At 34.9% G+C, this 15064-nt stretch carries 13 protein-coding genes and 1 pseudogene; 6 read left to right on the top strand and 8 right to left on the bottom strand.

From position 1 onward, the window contains the following. Position 1: 1 nt before the first annotated feature. Positions 2–694: a TIGR04283 family arsenosugar biosynthesis glycosyltransferase gene (locus IGB25_RS13965; RefSeq protein ID WP_211065520.1), complete on the top strand. Its 693-nt coding sequence runs from the start codon at positions 2–4 to the stop codon at positions 692–694. 93 nt (positions 695–787) lie between these two features. Here the strand turns inward: IGB25_RS13965 and IGB25_RS13960 are convergent, their stop codons facing one another. Beyond that, positions 788–985, bottom strand: a complete 198-nt coding sequence (locus IGB25_RS13960) for a hypothetical protein (protein WP_247653536.1) — start codon at positions 983–985, stop codon at positions 788–790. 13 nt (positions 986–998) lie between these two features. Continuing rightward, positions 999–3407, bottom strand: coding sequence for a T9SS type A sorting domain-containing protein (locus IGB25_RS13955; RefSeq protein ID WP_211065518.1), 2409 nt, complete (start codon positions 3405–3407; stop codon positions 999–1001). 217 nt (positions 3408–3624) lie between these two features. On the opposite strand from IGB25_RS13955, the gene dusB reads away from it, so the two are divergent. Beyond that, entirely contained in the window at positions 3625–4620 is a 996-nt protein-coding gene (gene dusB, locus IGB25_RS13950) for a tRNA dihydrouridine synthase DusB (protein WP_211066936.1), read from the top strand. On the opposite strand, the gene IGB25_RS13945 is transcribed toward dusB, so the two are convergent. From IGB25_RS13945 to IGB25_RS13930, 4 genes and pseudogenes are all read right to left on the bottom strand, one after another. Beyond that, a complete protein-coding gene (locus IGB25_RS13945; protein ID WP_211065517.1) occupies positions 4617–5045 on the bottom strand; it encodes a lipocalin family protein in 429 nt (142 codons plus the stop codon). The two genes, dusB and IGB25_RS13945, sit on opposite strands and share 4 nt — an antisense overlap. 64 nt (positions 5046–5109) lie before the next feature. After that, positions 5110–6451, bottom strand: a pseudogene (locus tag IGB25_RS13940) (MATE family efflux transporter). Next, complete coding sequence (gene hemH / locus IGB25_RS13935) at positions 6448–7488, bottom strand: ferrochelatase (protein WP_211065516.1); 1041 nt, start codon at positions 7486–7488, stop codon at positions 6448–6450. Before hemH ends, IGB25_RS13940 begins: the two are co-directional and overlap by 4 nt. Positions 7489–7887: 399 nt before the next feature. After that, positions 7888–9852 carry a putative porin gene (locus tag IGB25_RS13930; protein WP_211065515.1) on the bottom strand — a complete coding sequence of 655 codons (1965 nt, stop codon included), beginning with the start codon at positions 9850–9852 and terminating at the stop codon, positions 7888–7890. 90 nt (positions 9853–9942) lie between these two features. Between IGB25_RS13930 and IGB25_RS15080 the strand changes: the two genes are divergently transcribed. Genes IGB25_RS15080 through aat form a run of 3 tightly spaced genes read left to right on the top strand, consistent with a single transcriptional unit; the run spans position 9943 to position 11944 of the window. Next, positions 9943–10701: a TIGR00366 family protein gene (locus tag IGB25_RS15080; protein WP_247653535.1), complete on the top strand. Its 759-nt coding sequence runs from the start codon at positions 9943–9945 to the stop codon at positions 10699–10701. A 21-nt stretch (positions 10702–10722) separates the two neighbouring features. Further along, the gene (locus IGB25_RS15075; protein ID WP_247653534.1) at positions 10723–11295 is read left to right on the top strand and encodes a TIGR00366 family protein; all 573 of its coding nucleotides are present in this window, start codon (positions 10723–10725) and stop codon (positions 11293–11295) included. Positions 11296–11299: 4 nt separating this feature from the next. Next, positions 11300–11944 (top strand): leucyl/phenylalanyl-tRNA--protein transferase, encoded by a 645-nt coding sequence (gene aat / locus IGB25_RS13920; protein ID WP_211065514.1) that lies wholly within the window; start codon positions 11300–11302, stop codon positions 11942–11944. 285 nt (positions 11945–12229) lie between these two features. Here aat and IGB25_RS13915 read toward each other — a convergent pair whose 3' ends face one another. Then, positions 12230–13180, bottom strand: coding sequence for a calcium/sodium antiporter (locus IGB25_RS13915; protein WP_211065513.1), 951 nt, complete (start codon positions 13178–13180; stop codon positions 12230–12232). A 64-nt stretch (positions 13181–13244) separates the two neighbouring features. Next, positions 13245–14219: a DUF3365 domain-containing protein gene (locus IGB25_RS13910; protein WP_211065512.1), complete on the bottom strand. Its 975-nt coding sequence runs from the start codon at positions 14217–14219 to the stop codon at positions 13245–13247. Between the two features lie 113 nt (positions 14220–14332). Between IGB25_RS13910 and IGB25_RS13905 the strand changes: the two genes are divergently transcribed. Continuing rightward, complete coding sequence (locus IGB25_RS13905; RefSeq protein ID WP_211065511.1) at positions 14333–14782, top strand: GatB/YqeY domain-containing protein; 450 nt, start codon at positions 14333–14335, stop codon at positions 14780–14782. The last annotated feature ends 282 nt before the right edge of the window (positions 14783–15064 follow it).

The following is a 15064-nucleotide window of genomic DNA, read 5'->3' as shown; positions in this document are numbered from 1 at the left end:
ATTGAAAATAAGCATCATCATACCTACTTATAATGAAGCTCAAGAAATACATAGAACACTTTGTGAATTAAAGAATAGACAAAGTAAACATTCATTTATCGATGAAATTATAGTTGTAGATGGGCAAAGTCTTGATGAAACCCAAAACATAGTTTCGCAGTTTGAAAATGTAACCTGTATTATATCTGAAAAAAGTCGTCCTCAGCAAATGAATAAAGGTGCTAAACATGCAAATGGTGAGGTGTTATATTTTTTGCACGCCGATTGTTTACCTCCAAAAAACTATGATTACCATATTGTTAAAGCAATTCGTAAAGGGTATTTAGCTGGATGTTTCAGGATGAATTTTGACCATAAACACCCTTGGATAAAATTTATCAGTTGGCTAACAAAATTCAAGTATAGAGCTTGCCGCGGAGGCGACCAAAGTTTGTTTATAAAAACGTCTTTATTTTCTGAAATTAAAGGATTTGATGAGCGTTACCAAATATTTGAAGACCACGATATTTTAGCTAAAATCTATCGCAAAACAAAGTTTTATGTCATCCAAAAGCCTTTGATTTCTTCTGCTAGAAGATTTAGAGATAAAGGAATTTTGAAACTTCAACTTTTATTTTGGACAATATATTTTAAAAAATGGTTAGGAGCAACGCCAGAAAACTTATTTAGCTTTTATAAAAAGCATATCAATTGAAAGTATAATATCGCTGATAAAAAGATGAAAGTATAATACCAATAATATTTTAAGGAGTGCTAGTGCAATATTTAAAATATACGTCGGTATTATTTACTTTTTAAGTTTTCTAATACCAATTGTTGCACCTGCAATCACACCCAAAGCGACCAATCCAGATATAGGAGCTGGAGCTGTTGTATCATCTACATTAGTGTCGCCAAATCCTGGTGGCAGTTGTGCATACAATGCTGAACTTGAAATCAATATTACCACTAAAACTAAACTTGTTTTTAATACTAAATTTTTCATCATCTTGTCTTATTTATTGAATGATTATTTTGCTTTTAAAACTTTGGTTTGCTTGTATCAACTCAACCAAATATACACCTGTTGATAAGATACTCGCATTTATATTAACTTCACCGTTGGGCTGTGTTTTAAACCCTTGATTTAATACTTCTTGACCTGATAAGTTATAAACTTTAACCTGAACATTATCAGAATTTAAGCCTTGAGTTTTGATACTAAACATACCGTCTTTTGATGGGTTAGGATATAGGCTAAATCCTTCAGCAAAAGTGTTATCATTAACACTTAAAGTAGTATTGTCAAACTTCAAGCTAAAACGGTCTGAAGCTACACTTTCAGGAATACTACTATCCACGCTAAAGCTATAAGCTTGATTAGCATCAATAAGAGTTTCTGTATCAAGATAGCTATCGACTATGTACACATCAATATTATCATCCCAATTTGAAAGACTCAATCTCAATTCATATTGTGTAAATTGGTATTGATTTACGAATAATGGTATAATTTCATTGTCTTGTGGAATGTCACGGCGCTCAATACCTAAAATTGTATTAGAATTTTCTGAGGCTAAATTTTCAGTTGGGTTGCTCAATTTTCCACCGTCAAAATCATCAATTCCATTGTTGGCTCCCGATTCAAATCTGAACTTCAGCACATCTAATTTGATATTATTAGAGTTGAAAAGTTCTAAATCTGCTATTGCAATTTGGCTGTTGTCAAAAACATTAGTAACCATACCTGAAGGGTTTTTAGCCACTTCGGTATATACAATTCCAGGTGCTGTTGTCACCGTAGCTGAATTTTGCACAAAGAAACTTTGACCAGGCTGAATCATTTGTTGTGCAGGCACGGTATTGTCTATAATTTCATAAGCACCTTCAGTTGAAGCATTTGGATTCCAAATGTAAAGATTATTGGTGTTAATATCACCAGTAAACGTTATAGCGTTAAAATCTACAATAGCTTGATATGGATTTCCCAGTAAACTCCACTCACTATCACCAGAAGCTAAATCTGCAGACAAATCTACATTTCCTATAACTAAACTACCCGTTGCTCTTAAAGTGGTGTTAGTCGGTGTTTGTGATGCACTGGTCAAATCTACACTTCTATCACCTCGCACAAATAAATTATACCCATTTCCGACTTGAAGAGAGTTAACATCTGTATTATCAATCGAACTCCAAGTTTGAGTCGCATTATCAAAAACTAACAAAGATGGATTACCAGATATGGTACCATCAAATCCATTTTGCCCATCAACAGTTGAACCTGTGATATGAGTCCCAAATCCTGGGTCAGGATTATCAGTATTACTTAAAGCCCCTTCTTGCCAATTCATTCTAATAGAATTTGCTGTGTTTACAGGTGAAGCAAGAAATCTAAAAACTCTTCGATTGTTATTGCCAGCTGGGATAAAACGCTCTGTAGTATAGTTTCCAGAACCTGACATCGTGCCGTTAAATTGACCAAGCTGGGCACTACCTGAAGCATCACTTTTAAAAATAAAGCGTCCATCGTTTAAAATGTTGCCAGACAAATTTAAAACAGCAGATGAACCAATATTTAATTCAGCTCCTGTTTCAATAGTAAAATCTCTAAGAGATGTATTATTAGACAAGGTTGCATTACCTGATTCTACAGACGCATCTCTTGCAGTTTGAGTAACTCCATCAGGATTTGACGGTGTCCAGCTTGTACCGTTATAAACATAATAATTGGGGTAATTTCTAAAACCTGTAAATGTAACGTTTGCAGATCCCGGATTACCTGTTGGCAAACCGTCACCATAACCTTCATCAGACAAAAATCCATTGCTAGGATTTAAGTAAGTGATGACAAATTCAAATTTGTCACTTCCAGTTAAACCAATATCACTCCAATCAAAACTAAATGTAAAACTTGCAGAAGTGGTATTTGCGGGATTACCCACAGTTTTTATATAAACTAAACCGTTATCACCAACACTACCTGATGAAGGTATAGACCATAAACCGCCAAATGTGACATCAATAGCTATGGCGTGTGTGGCTTGAAAACCAGGAGGAAATGTTATGTCCGAAGCATCAGTTCCAGCAGATGAAATTGCTCTTCTCAAATTATCGCCTTGATCGTTTACAGTGCCATCTATAACAGAACGACCAGCGGCACCAGTAGAAATATAAACTACCATAGCATCATTAAAATCACCTGAACCCTTGGTAAATACTCCAGTTATAGTTGTACCATCATCACTAAATTCTAAGGTGCTACTCCCAACAACATCACCAAAACCAGAATTCCCATTTCCATTATAGGTTGTTTGGGCTAAAACAGTATTGGTATAAAATACTGTAACAAACATTAAACATAAAAAAACTTTCATATGCAACAAAATCGTTTTCAGATAAACACCAAAACCTTGTAATTTTATTTTCATAATAAATTAATTTAGAGTTAAAAATAAAAGTAAACAAATAACTATATATAGACAGCACATTCTAAGTTAAATATTTTACTAAAACGTTTTCGTATTGATAACTTTCTCACAATCAGAATCATTTATGCTGGATAAAGCTTAATTATTGTAGGCTAATCTACGGTAAGATTTGTTTAAGTCGATAAATTAAAAGACTTTTGCAATGAATTGTATAAATATGGTAAAAATCGGCAACATAGAATTAGAGGATTTTCCTTTGCTTCTCGCTCCTATGGAAGACGTGAGTGATCCACCATTTCGAGCCTTGTGCAAAGAAAATGGGGCTGATGTGGTTTATACAGAGTTTATTTCTTCTGAAGGTTTAATCAGAGATGCCACCAAAAGTGTTATAAAACTTGATATTTACGAAAAAGAGAGACCAGTTGGTATTCAAATATTTGGAGCAAATTTAGAGGCTATGCTCAAATCGGTTGAAATCGTTGAGAAAACACAACCTGATATTATTGACATCAATTTTGGTTGTCCAGTAAAAAAAGTCGTTTCCAAAGGTGCTGGTGCTGGCATTCTCAAAGATATAGACTTGATGGTTTCGCTCACCAAAGCCATGGTCATGCATACCAAAATCCCCATAACTGTTAAAACACGCTTGGGCTGGGATCACGATTCTATCAAAATAGTTGAAGTTGCCGAACGATTGCAAGATGTAGGTTGCCAAGCCATATCTATTCACGGCAGAACTCGAGCTCAAATGTATAAAGGCAATGCCGATTGGCGTCCCATTGCAGAAGTCAAAAACAATCCAAGGATGCATATTCCAGTTTTTGGCAACGGTGATGTTAATACACCTGAACGTGCTGTAGAGATGCGAGATAAATTTGGCTTAGACGGTGCTATGATTGGTCGAGCAAGTATTGGTTATCCTTGGTTTTTTAATGAAGTAAAACATTACTTTAAAACGGGAGAACACCTACCATCGCCTACAATTGCTGAGCGTGTTGATGTCGCCAAAAGACACTTACAAATGTCTGTTGACTGGAAAGGCGAAAAATTAGGAATTCTTGAAACAAGACGACATTACACCAATTATTTTAGAGGTATTCCAAATTTTAAGCCTTATCGCAAAACACTTGTAACCTCTGAAAGCCTCAATCAAATTTATGAAACTTTAGATGAAGTAAAACAGGTTTTTAAAGAAACTGAATTTTTGGTTTAATTCTTATCGTAAACTTCTAAGAGCGTTGCAGAACGTTCAATTTCAAGTTGATTGTTATTGTTTATCAATCTTAAATTTAGAACTTCCTGCTCAAAGCTTTGTGAAGATGGCGTCAACTCAATGACATTGTCTTCAATGGCTTCGCAGTTGCCATTAAAACTTACAGAAATTTCACAGTTTTCACCATTGTTAGAATCCGTAAAAAGGGTTTTAGAATAAGTTCCATTGCTATTAAAGGTGTATTCAATATCTAAATCACAAGGTACCTCAGTGACTAAATTCCCATCCTCTTGAAAAAAACTCATATTCCAAGTAGCATAAACCGCACTTGGAACTATTGGACCACTTGGTGCATCATCATCGCTTGAACATGATGTAAAAGATATGAAAATGATAACTAAAGTGCTTAAAAGAAAGGTTTTCATAAAAAAATTGTTTATTACGAATTTAATTAAAATTTATCAAAATTGAATATTGTTATCTTTTATTTTAAAATAAAGTCCGCCTTACTTCACGATGTAAAAAATATCCCGTGACTATAGTCGATAATACATCCGCAAGTGCAAACGAAATCCACACCCCAAATTCATTGTAAAGTGATGGCAGAATGAGTATGAGCGGAATAAAGAAAAAGCCCTGTCGTGTCAGGGTTAATAAAAATGCTGGTCTTGCTTTTCCTATAGCTTGAAAATATGCCGACCCAATGAGCTGGACAGACACAATAGGAATAGCCGCAAACACCCAACGCATTGCCGATGGTGCTTGAGCTATAATTTCAGCATCACCTGTAAAGGCTTTAACGATGGGTTCGGCAAAAATCATAATACTGACAAATACCAACAAGCCAAGCCCTGTAGCATAAAGAATGGCTTTGTTGATGCTTTCTCATACACGTGACTTGAGTTCAGCACCGTAATTGTATCCTGCAATTGGCAGAAAACCTTGTGTAATACCCAAAATCGGGAATAAAGCAAACATCAACATTCGGGCGATAATGGCATAAGTTGTCACTCCAGCCTCACCACCGAGTTTAAATAAAATATTATTCAATAATAAATATGTGATGCTGACCACAGCCTGTCTTGCTAAAGTTACAACCCCTAATTCACTGATTTCTCTTAAAATGTCTGCTTTAACCCCAAAATGCGAAAAGCTGATTTTTAGCTCTGAATGCTTTGACAAGAAAAACCAAATGATAAAACCTAAACACAATACATAAGAAATAGTGCTTGCCCAAGCCGCACCATACATACCCATATCAAAACCTTTGATTAAAATAAAATCTAATACTATATTGCCTACCGAAGGAATAATCATAGCTATCATTGAAAACTTAGGTTTACCTTCTGCACGCATGACCGTATTTCCTAACATACAAAAAGCCAACAACGGCATTCCGTAAAGCAGAATTTTATAGTAAATTTTGGCCGGAGCAAAGATATCTCCTTTACCGCCAAAAGCTGGAATCAATTCATCAGCAAAAGTTAAACCAACAACAACCATTGCTACCGTTAAAATAAAAGTAACCGTAATTTGATTGCCAAAAGTGACTAAAGCTTTGTTTTTGTTATCTGCACCAAAAGCCCTTGAGATGATAGAAGATCCGCCAACCCCAATTGCCGTTCCAAGTCTTTGCAATAAAAAAAGAAATCGGTAAAACAACATTGATAGTCGCTATGGCAACCGAGCCTATCCAATTTCCAACCAAAATGGTATCGACTAAAATATTGATAGACATCACCAAAACACCAATAGAAGCTGGCACGGATTGTTTTATCAATAGTTTACTGATGGGTTTCTCGCCTAATTCTTTAGAGTTTAGGCTCTTCATACTGTTTTTGGGTTTGGTTGTTTTTGTGTAGCCCATTCGTCAATCCAACGGCTTAGGGTTTTAACCCAATCTTGTCTGTCGTTTAAACACGGTATAAATGTAAAGTTTTTACCTCCATTTTCATAAAATAGTTCTTTGCCTTGCATGGCAATTTCTTCTAAGGTTTCTAAGCAATCAGAAACAAACGCTGGCGTAACAATTGCTATGTTTTCAGAGCCTTCAAGAGCTAATCTCTCAATAGTTCTATCCGTATATGGTTTTAGCCAAGGATCAAAGCCTAATCGAGATTGAAACGACGTGCTATAAGTATTTTCTTTTAGTTTTAAAGTTTGAGCTACAAGTCGTGTGGTTTCATAACATTGATGACGATAGCAAAACTGATGTGCTTTTGATGGTGTTTGGCAACAGCTATCATCGATTTTGCAATGCGACTTGGTGATATCGCTTTTTCTGATATGTCGCTCTGGCACGCCGTGATAACTGAATAATAAATGATGATAGTCCAAATCTTTAATTTTCTGATATATGCTTGCTGACAAGACATTGATGTAATCTGGATGATTGTAAAATGGTGGAATCGTAGTCAAGTTCATCTCTGAAAAATACTCGTCTCTCAGTTTTTCGGCTAAAACCAAAATGGTTTCAGTCGTTGCCATTGCAAATTGCGGATAAAGTGGCAAAAGCAAAACTTCATCTACGCCTTTATCATGCAATTCTTGAAACCCTTGATGAATGGATGGTTCGCCATAGCGCATTGCCAGAGCTATAGGAACTTGTGTGAAAGCATCAATTTTTTCTTGAAGTCTTTCAGAAAGCACAATCAACGGTGAACCTTCGTCCCACCATATTTTTTCATAGGATTTGGCCGATTGCTTTGGCCGTGTATTGAGAATAATGCCATTGACTAAAATTGCCCTTAAAACGTAAGGCAAATCTATCACGCGTTCGTCCATTAAAAATTCACCCAAATATCGTTTTACATCTTTAGGATCTGTTGATTTTGGCGAGCCTAGATTTACCATCAAAACACCTTTCATATATTCAAATTTTGTTTAGTGAAAATGAAACTTCTAAAATTATATCTCTTTAAATTTAACTGCTCTAAAAAATCATTATTTCGATAACCTGCAAGTTTGATAAGCCATTTTTTTAAAACTTTTTAAAATATCCTTTGTTTTAAGTTCGAGAGAAATCGAGAACGACTCACATCTCGCCTCCGCTCGATGTTTAAACAATTGCTCGGATTCGCACTATATTCAAACAATTGTAATGATATAATGTATCAAATCAAACTTCATCATTTCAAGGATTCGCAAATATCTTTCTTCAAATTAATAAATGATTTTAAATAAAATTGATTTAATTTCATTTCACATTATAATTTTATTCAAAGTTAAAACAAGACGGGTGAACAATCATTAAATAAAAATGAATGTTTACAAAAAGAAATTCCAAACCAATCCAAAGCGAATAACAGCATCGCGATACGGATAATAAGGTGCAGAAAAACTAGTGTTGGTTTCAAAAAGAGTTGTTAAATTTTCATATTTCAAATAAATTCGTGCTTGTCTGACTTTCATATTAAAGAAAAAATCGACGGTAAAAAAATCATCTAATTCTTCAAAGTTTTGTACTACAAATTCAGATAGAACTGGATCGTAAGCATTGGCGTTGTATCCTGTGAAGTATTTAAAATTGAATCCCGTTTGCAAAAACAAAGCTTTTTTAAACCAACGATCGGTGTAAAATAAAGACTGGCGCGTTACAAAATCAGGTACTCTAAAGACATCTTCTCCATCCAAAACATTTTGATACATTATAGTATTTGCCAAAGAAAACTTGCCATATCTCAAGGTTTTTTCGAATTTTAATTTCAAATATCTCACATCTGTGTCAGATTGAAATGGTCTGACCAAAGAATCGGCGACGGCATTTGTATCGGGATTATCTATAAAACCAAAATAAGCATAATCTTGAATTTGTGTGATAGACGCATCGAGTTTACCAAATTTTTCTGAATTTATTTCCGCCTGTAAATATTGGGTTTTGACATTGTCAAAATCATTAAACCAATTGTAATTTTTATAATCGCTTTGATGCAAAAGTTTATTGTAGTTTGGTGCATGTGAGTTGATATTCAAACGTGCCGTAGCTTTCAAATCTTTTGAAAATTGATAATCAGCTTGGGTTTTGATATAGTTACCGTCAAAATCGCCAGAGAAATTATATTGGACATCGCCTTGAAGTTTAAATGCTCCTATTTCACCAGAATAAGATCCGCCAGCGACTAAAATATCACCTTTTAGACGGTTTGGAACAACGCCTTGATCGCCTACAAACACAGATTGATAGCCATAATTGTAATTGCTGTGCGAAACATTAAACCCAAAAACACCTAATGGATTAATTTGATAACTCAAGCCTAAAGTATTAGTAACATCTTGAAACTGTACTTCTGTATTTAAGTTTTGAGTTTCTAAAGCTGATCCAAATAAATCTGAAGCTTGGGTTTGGGTATATCTAAAGGTTTTATCCTTAAAAAAAAGCTGATGTTTCAATTTGATTTGACCATTTTGTGTTGAATCATTCCCTTTTCTGAGTTTATAAAAGTGATCGACGTAAAACCGTCGGCCAACAAACTTATTTTCAGCATCTTGAAATTGCACGTCTAAAGATGGTCGATTATCAAATTCAGAATCACCATTAACAAATTGCTGTCTTGCTGTAGATGTGAGACCACCGTTTTCTTCAACTGTAAAATCTTGAGATGTAAAATGGGTTTTTAAATAATAACGGTCGTTTTTTGTGCTATAAGCCACACCAATTCTGAAATGCCCATTGGAAGTTGCTGAATGTCGATATTTTCCTAAAGACCTTAAACCTTTATAGGCGATATAAAAGTTAAATCGCTTGGTAAAATTACTGGTAAAAGACGCGTCCAAATTTTGACCTTGTTCAAAAGTGGTTTTAAAATACAAGTCAGTATAAGGCGTTGGCACGTAAAAGTAATTGATATCTTCAGCTTCCAAATAATAAAATCGACGCGCTTGAGCACCAAATTGCGGTCTGAGATGAACTTTATCAAACGAATAGCCTAAGCTATTGTAGGTTTGCCCAATATTGTGAAACGGCAAAAGTTCAAAATCATCTTTGCGTAAATAATTGTATTTGTATACCTTTTGAATAGTTAAACTCGTATCCGCTATAATGGTATCATTTTTTGAAGTGATAATTTTGTATTGATCTATTGGCGGACGCTCTTTGGTTTCTTTGACAGATTGAGCATCTTCAACATTTCTGTTCATATTACGATTTCCTGAATCGGCTCGTCTCAGCTCTCTGACTTGAGCCATTGTGCTTGTAATACATATAAAACCAATAAAAAAGAAAAGATATTTCATCAAAACCCACTAATTCTGTGCAAAAGTATCATTTTTTCGATGAACTTTTTTACTTTTAGGTTTTTGTATAACGCAAAAAGTTTTGCCTTATTGAAAAACTCAAAAACGATAGAAGATTATTTTAAACGCTTTTTCCCGTCGCCGTTTAGTATTGCTGTGATATTGACCTTTGTGGTCATGGTGTGGGCAAGTTTGAGTATGACTTCGGGTAGCGCTTCTCAAAATTTTATACAAGTATTGAGTTATTGGGAAAACGGCATTTGGAACCAAAGTATGTTGGTGTTTGCCTATCAAATGATGTTGATTTTGGTTTTGGGACATATTTTAGTGCTTAGTCAACCTATGCAAAAGTTACTCGATGTCCTTACCGCACCAATAAATTCAACGGTCAAAGCTTTAGTTGTTGTTACGGTTTCTACCATGTTTATGGCGTTTTTAAATTGGGGTTTAGGCTTGATTTTTGGAGCGATTTTGGTTCGTAAAATCGGTGAATCTTCTGCAAAAAAAGGCTTTAAACTCAATTATCCTTTACTCGGTCTTGCGGGCTATATCGGTCTTATGGTTTGGCACGGTGGTTTAAGCGGTTCAGCACCTTTAAAAGTTGCAGAAAGCGGACATTTGGCGAGTTTAAGTCAATTGGTAGTGCCTGACTTTATAGCCACTAGCGATACCATTTTAAGTGTTGAAAATCTTTTCATTTTTGGATTATTGCTTGTGCTTATGCCGGTGTTGTTTTTGGTTTTAAATAAAAGATCTAAATCCATTATAAGCTTTAATTATTCTTCATCTAAAACTAAATCAAAACCCGATCAAGACGATATCATCAAGTTTGAAAAAAGCCGTTGGTAAGCCATAGTTTTTGGAATTCTGATGCTTTTAGCCTTTGTAGTTCAGTATAAAGATATGCTTTTAAACTTGAGACTAACACCAAATATGCTCAATTTTTTGATGTTGGGCTTGGCGTTTATTTTGCACGGTAATTTTCATCAGTTTTTAAAAGCGCTTAAAATTTCAATAGGCGATGTGAGTGGTATTTTAATACAATTTCCTTTGTATTTTGGTATTATGGGCATGATGAAAGACAGCGGTTTGGCGATTAATATTGCCGAATTTTTTGTGAGTATTTCATCAACAGAAACTTTGCCTGTTTTTACATTTATGAGTGCAGGATTACTCAATATTTTTGTGCCAAGTGGTGGCGGTCAGTGGGCGATTCAAGGATCGATTATTATAGAATCATCTAGTCAACTCAATGTACCTTTGCCTAAAATGATTATGGCAATGGCTTACGGCGATCAAATCACCAATATGCTACAACCTTTTTGGGCTTTACCTTTGTTGGCTATTACTAAACTAAAAGCCTATCAAATTTTGCCTTTTACCTTGTGGATGTTTTTAATTGGCGACTTGATTTTTATCTTTGGTTTAGTATTTATCTATTAGATTTATGGTATTTCTCACTTCAGAATTGTGGTTTCCACATCCTCAAAACGCTGACGAATCTGGCGTTTTGGCTGTTGGCGGCGACTTGTCTGCCGAGCGGTTGATGTTGGCTTATCGCAATGGGATATTTCCTTGGTATAATGAAAATGAACCCATTTTATGGTGGTCGCCTGACCAACGCATGGTGTTGTTTCCTGAAAAACTTCACATCTCAAAATCTATGCGACCGCTTTTAAATCAAAATAAGTTTAAAGTAACTTTTAATCAAGCTTTTGAGAAAGTAATTGCCGCTTGTGCAACAACGCCCCGCGAAGGTCAAGACGGCACGTGGCTCAGTGATGAAATGATTAAGGCTTATACCAACTTACACAAAAAAGGCTTTGCCCATTCTGTTGAAACTTGGCAAGACGATGAATTGGTTGGTGGTTTATACGGCGTTTATTTAAAATCTTGTGGTGTGTTTTGTGGCGAAAGTATGTTTGCTCATCAAAGCAATGCTTCAAAATTTGCTTTTATAAAAATGGTGGAACATTACAAAACTTTAGGGCTAAAACTCGTGGATTGTCAAATATACACGCCACATTTAGAGCGACTTGGTGCAGAGTTGATAGATCGAGATGAGTTTTTAAAGGTTTTACGCAAGAACTAATTCCTTTACAATTTTTTTTTTTAGTGGTAGAGAAATCACTCACTTACATTTTTTGAAACCTCCAGAGATTTCTTACCGCAAGGTTCGCTAAAGACAAAATAGATTTTTACTTTACCAAGTTTTTAAAAGTGCCTTAGCGAAACCACTTGTGTATTTTGAGGTCTTCCTCGGCTTAGGGATTGAGGCATTGTTGGAGCTCTTGCCACGCCAAAAAGCGTGGCAAAGCGACTGCCGAAAGCCCGACCACGCTGCAAGCGTGGGAAGCCCCAAAACAGAGATTTGATATTATCTAAAAAACGTCATAAAAATAAATACCATATAGCCAATTAGAAGGATAATCCCTTTAAGACGGTTGATGTAAAAGCGCTGAGGAATGAGCAAGGCTAAAGGCATTAAAACAAAGGCGAAAGCTATCATCCAAATCAGGTCTGAGTTTAGCATTTCCGTGGATTCGAGTTGTAATGGATGAATGAGTGCCGTGATGCCTAAAACACTGCCAATATTAAAAATATTTGACCCGATGAGATTGCCGAGTGACAAATCTTTTTCTTTTTTGATAGTCGCCATGATAGATGCGGTCAATTCTGGAACACTAGTGCCGAAAGCTACCATAGTTATGGATATGACGCGGTCACTAACACCAAGGTCTAAGGCAATACCTGTTGCACCGCTCACAAGCCATTCTGAACCGTAATATAAACCTATAATACCTAACAACAACCAAATAATAACCTTAAAATAACTAACTAATTTAAGTTTTTCGTCAACATCTTCTATTACAATGTTTTTTTTGGTGCGTGTCCTGATGATTAGAAACAATAAATAAATGACGATACCGATCAGTAATATCAAACCTTCGAAAGCACTTAAAATTTGTTCTGTAGATAGAAAGTAGTATAAAAAAATGGAAAACAACATCATAATTGGCCAGTAAAACCGATTAAAATCTTTGTCCGTTGAAAGTTTATGAATGATTGCTGTAACGCCAAGAACTAAGCCAATATTGGCAATATTTGAACCCACCACATTGCCTAAGGCAAAATCTGGTTTGCCTTCTAAAGTCGCAAACACACTTACAAATAATTCTGGCACTGAAGTAGCAAAAGATACCACGGTTAAGCCGACAATCATTTTTGAAATGTTGAGTTTTAAGGAAATAGAAACCGCAGATCTAACGAGAAATTCACCACCTATGACCAATAAACTTACGCCTAAAAACAGCAGTAGATAATCCATGAACGCTTAAAATTTTTGCAAATATAAAATTAAAAGCGTCAACCCGAGTTTATGATTTATCTTTTTAAAACTCAATATGCCAAATCCCTCTAACTTGGTTAACATCATAACCAATCGCTTTATCTTCTGGATATTTAAGTTTAATGGTTTTGTAGGTTTCAGATTTTATGGTTTTACCAACCTCTCCATGACATTTTAGGCACATACTGTTGGTAACAATAGGATAATAAAAATCAAATTTGCCATTGTTTTTTTCTATGATAGGTTCAGGGCTTTCACCTTTAGCTATCATTTCTTTAAAAGTGTTTATATAGATTTCTTCTCTTGTTGTAGCCAAGTTATTAGGATTCCGAGGTCGGTCAGAGGCACGTTTAATTTTAGCATTAAATTGTTCTTCTTTTTCTGAGGTGATAGGTATGGCTTTTAAATTGCAAAATTCTACAGCATTGGTTGCTCCTTTTTCATTTAGGGCTTTCATTAAGTTTTTGCCCAATTCTTTTTTTGTAGCCATTGCTATATTCATGCCTTTTTGTTTTGGTCCTTTTCTTTTTTGCATTTGAAGTTGTTTCCCTTTTTGCTTAAAAGGCGACATTCTTCCTTCTTTAAGATGCTCATCAAACCATTCGGGTTTATCGAGCTTATAATTAAACATATAGGAAGCAATAGCCTTAATATCAGCTTCATTAAATTTTTGATAAGGCATTACACCAAAACGTTTAACTGCACCTTTCATTTTTGATTTTTCTTTAGTTGGCTTATTCACAAAATTCAAAATTGATTGCGTAAATTCATCCTCAGTTGTATCATCACGCAGATAATGCATTTTAACAGCTATCATAGGTGGTGCTATAAGGTTATCTTGCTCTGTTTCAGGATTATGACAGGTATAGCATTGTGTTTTCATAAGTTCATAAGCTTTAGAAGCTTGACTTTCACTCATTGTACTTTTTGAATTTAAGGCTTTGTAGTCTGTTTTTGGTTGTTTATCAGACTTGCAGGATAAGATTGATACGACTAATAAAAGAATGAGATATTTCATCGGCACTAAATTTTTATAAAAGTAAGGAATCAATAAGTTATTTTATGTAACTCAAGTTACAGTATGAAGAAGTTTGGACAATATTTTAGTATTTTTGTCAAAAAATTGAAATTATGAGTTTAGAAAAACAAGTGATGGACAAAATGAAGGTGGCAATGAAAGCTAAAGATACAGTAGCTTTAACTTCTTTGCGTTCTATAAAAAGTGAAATTTTGAAAGCCAAAACCAGTGGTGACTTTAGTGGTGAAATGACTGAAGCTGAAGAGCTTAAACTCATCCAAAAGTTAGTGAAACAACGCAAAGATTCCGCAAAACTCTATCAAGAGCAAAACCGAGATGATTTGGCTGAAGAAGAATTGAATGAAGTGAAAATACTTGAAGAGTTTTTGCCTGAGCAAATGAGCGAAGAGGCTATTGCTAAAGAAGTCAAGCAAATTATAGAGCAAACTGGTGCAAGTAGTATGAAAGATATGGGAAAAGTGATGGGCATTGCCAGTAAACAGATGGCTGGCAAAGCTGAAGGTGCTGTGATTTCTAAGATTGTGAAGCAAGAGTTGGCTTAGATTGCGTGATTATTGTTTTATATCTTATGTGTCTGTGAGACGTGTGAGGTCTTGTTAATTTTAAATTTGGTTGACAAAAGATGCTTTCTTAAGACTATGATGCGTTAATCAGAATAATTGCAAGTTTTTAGTTTTTGAATATTTAAAAGTCTTATTTATTTTGCCACGAATACACTAATTTTATTTTGCCACGAATGCACTAATTGATTTTAAGATTATAGAAGTGAGAAGAAAAAGAATTTAACGAAGTACGTGTGTTAAAAATTAGATTCAAATCAGTTC

The sequence above is a fragment of the Flavobacterium sp. CS20 genome (assembly GCF_018080005.1).
Classification (GTDB): Bacteria; Bacteroidota; Bacteroidia; order Flavobacteriales; family Flavobacteriaceae; genus Psychroflexus.
The sequence above is the reverse complement of the archived record's forward strand: the minus strand, read 5'-3'. Positions and strand labels throughout refer to the sequence as shown.

Coding starts and splice junctions, on each gene's coding strand:
- IGB25_RS13905 (WP_211065511.1), top strand. CDS start 14,333: ATGAGTTTAGAAAAACAAGTGATGGACAAAATGAAGGTGGCAATGAAA.
- IGB25_RS13930 (WP_211065515.1), bottom strand. CDS start 9,852: ATGAAATATCTTTTCTTTTTTATTGGTTTTATATGTATTACAAGCACA.
- IGB25_RS13910 (WP_211065512.1), bottom strand. CDS start 14,219: ATGAAATATCTCATTCTTTTATTAGTCGTATCAATCTTATCCTGCAAG.
- aat (WP_211065514.1), top strand. CDS start 11,300: ATGGTATTTCTCACTTCAGAATTGTGGTTTCCACATCCTCAAAACGCT.
- IGB25_RS13915 (WP_211065513.1), bottom strand. CDS start 13,180: ATGGATTATCTACTGCTGTTTTTAGGCGTAAGTTTATTGGTCATAGGT.
- IGB25_RS13955 (WP_211065518.1), bottom strand. CDS start 3,407: ATGAAAATAAAATTACAAGGTTTTGGTGTTTATCTGAAAACGATTTTG.
- IGB25_RS15075 (WP_247653534.1), top strand. CDS start 10,723: ATGCTTTTAGCCTTTGTAGTTCAGTATAAAGATATGCTTTTAAACTTG.
- hemH (WP_211065516.1), bottom strand. CDS start 7,488: ATGAAAGGTGTTTTGATGGTAAATCTAGGCTCGCCAAAATCAACAGAT.
- IGB25_RS13960 (WP_247653536.1), bottom strand. CDS start 985: ATGAAAAATTTAGTATTAAAAACAAGTTTAGTTTTAGTGGTAATATTG.
- dusB (WP_211066936.1), top strand. CDS start 3,625: ATGGTAAAAATCGGCAACATAGAATTAGAGGATTTTCCTTTGCTTCTC.
- IGB25_RS13945 (WP_211065517.1), bottom strand. CDS start 5,045: ATGAAAACCTTTCTTTTAAGCACTTTAGTTATCATTTTCATATCTTTT.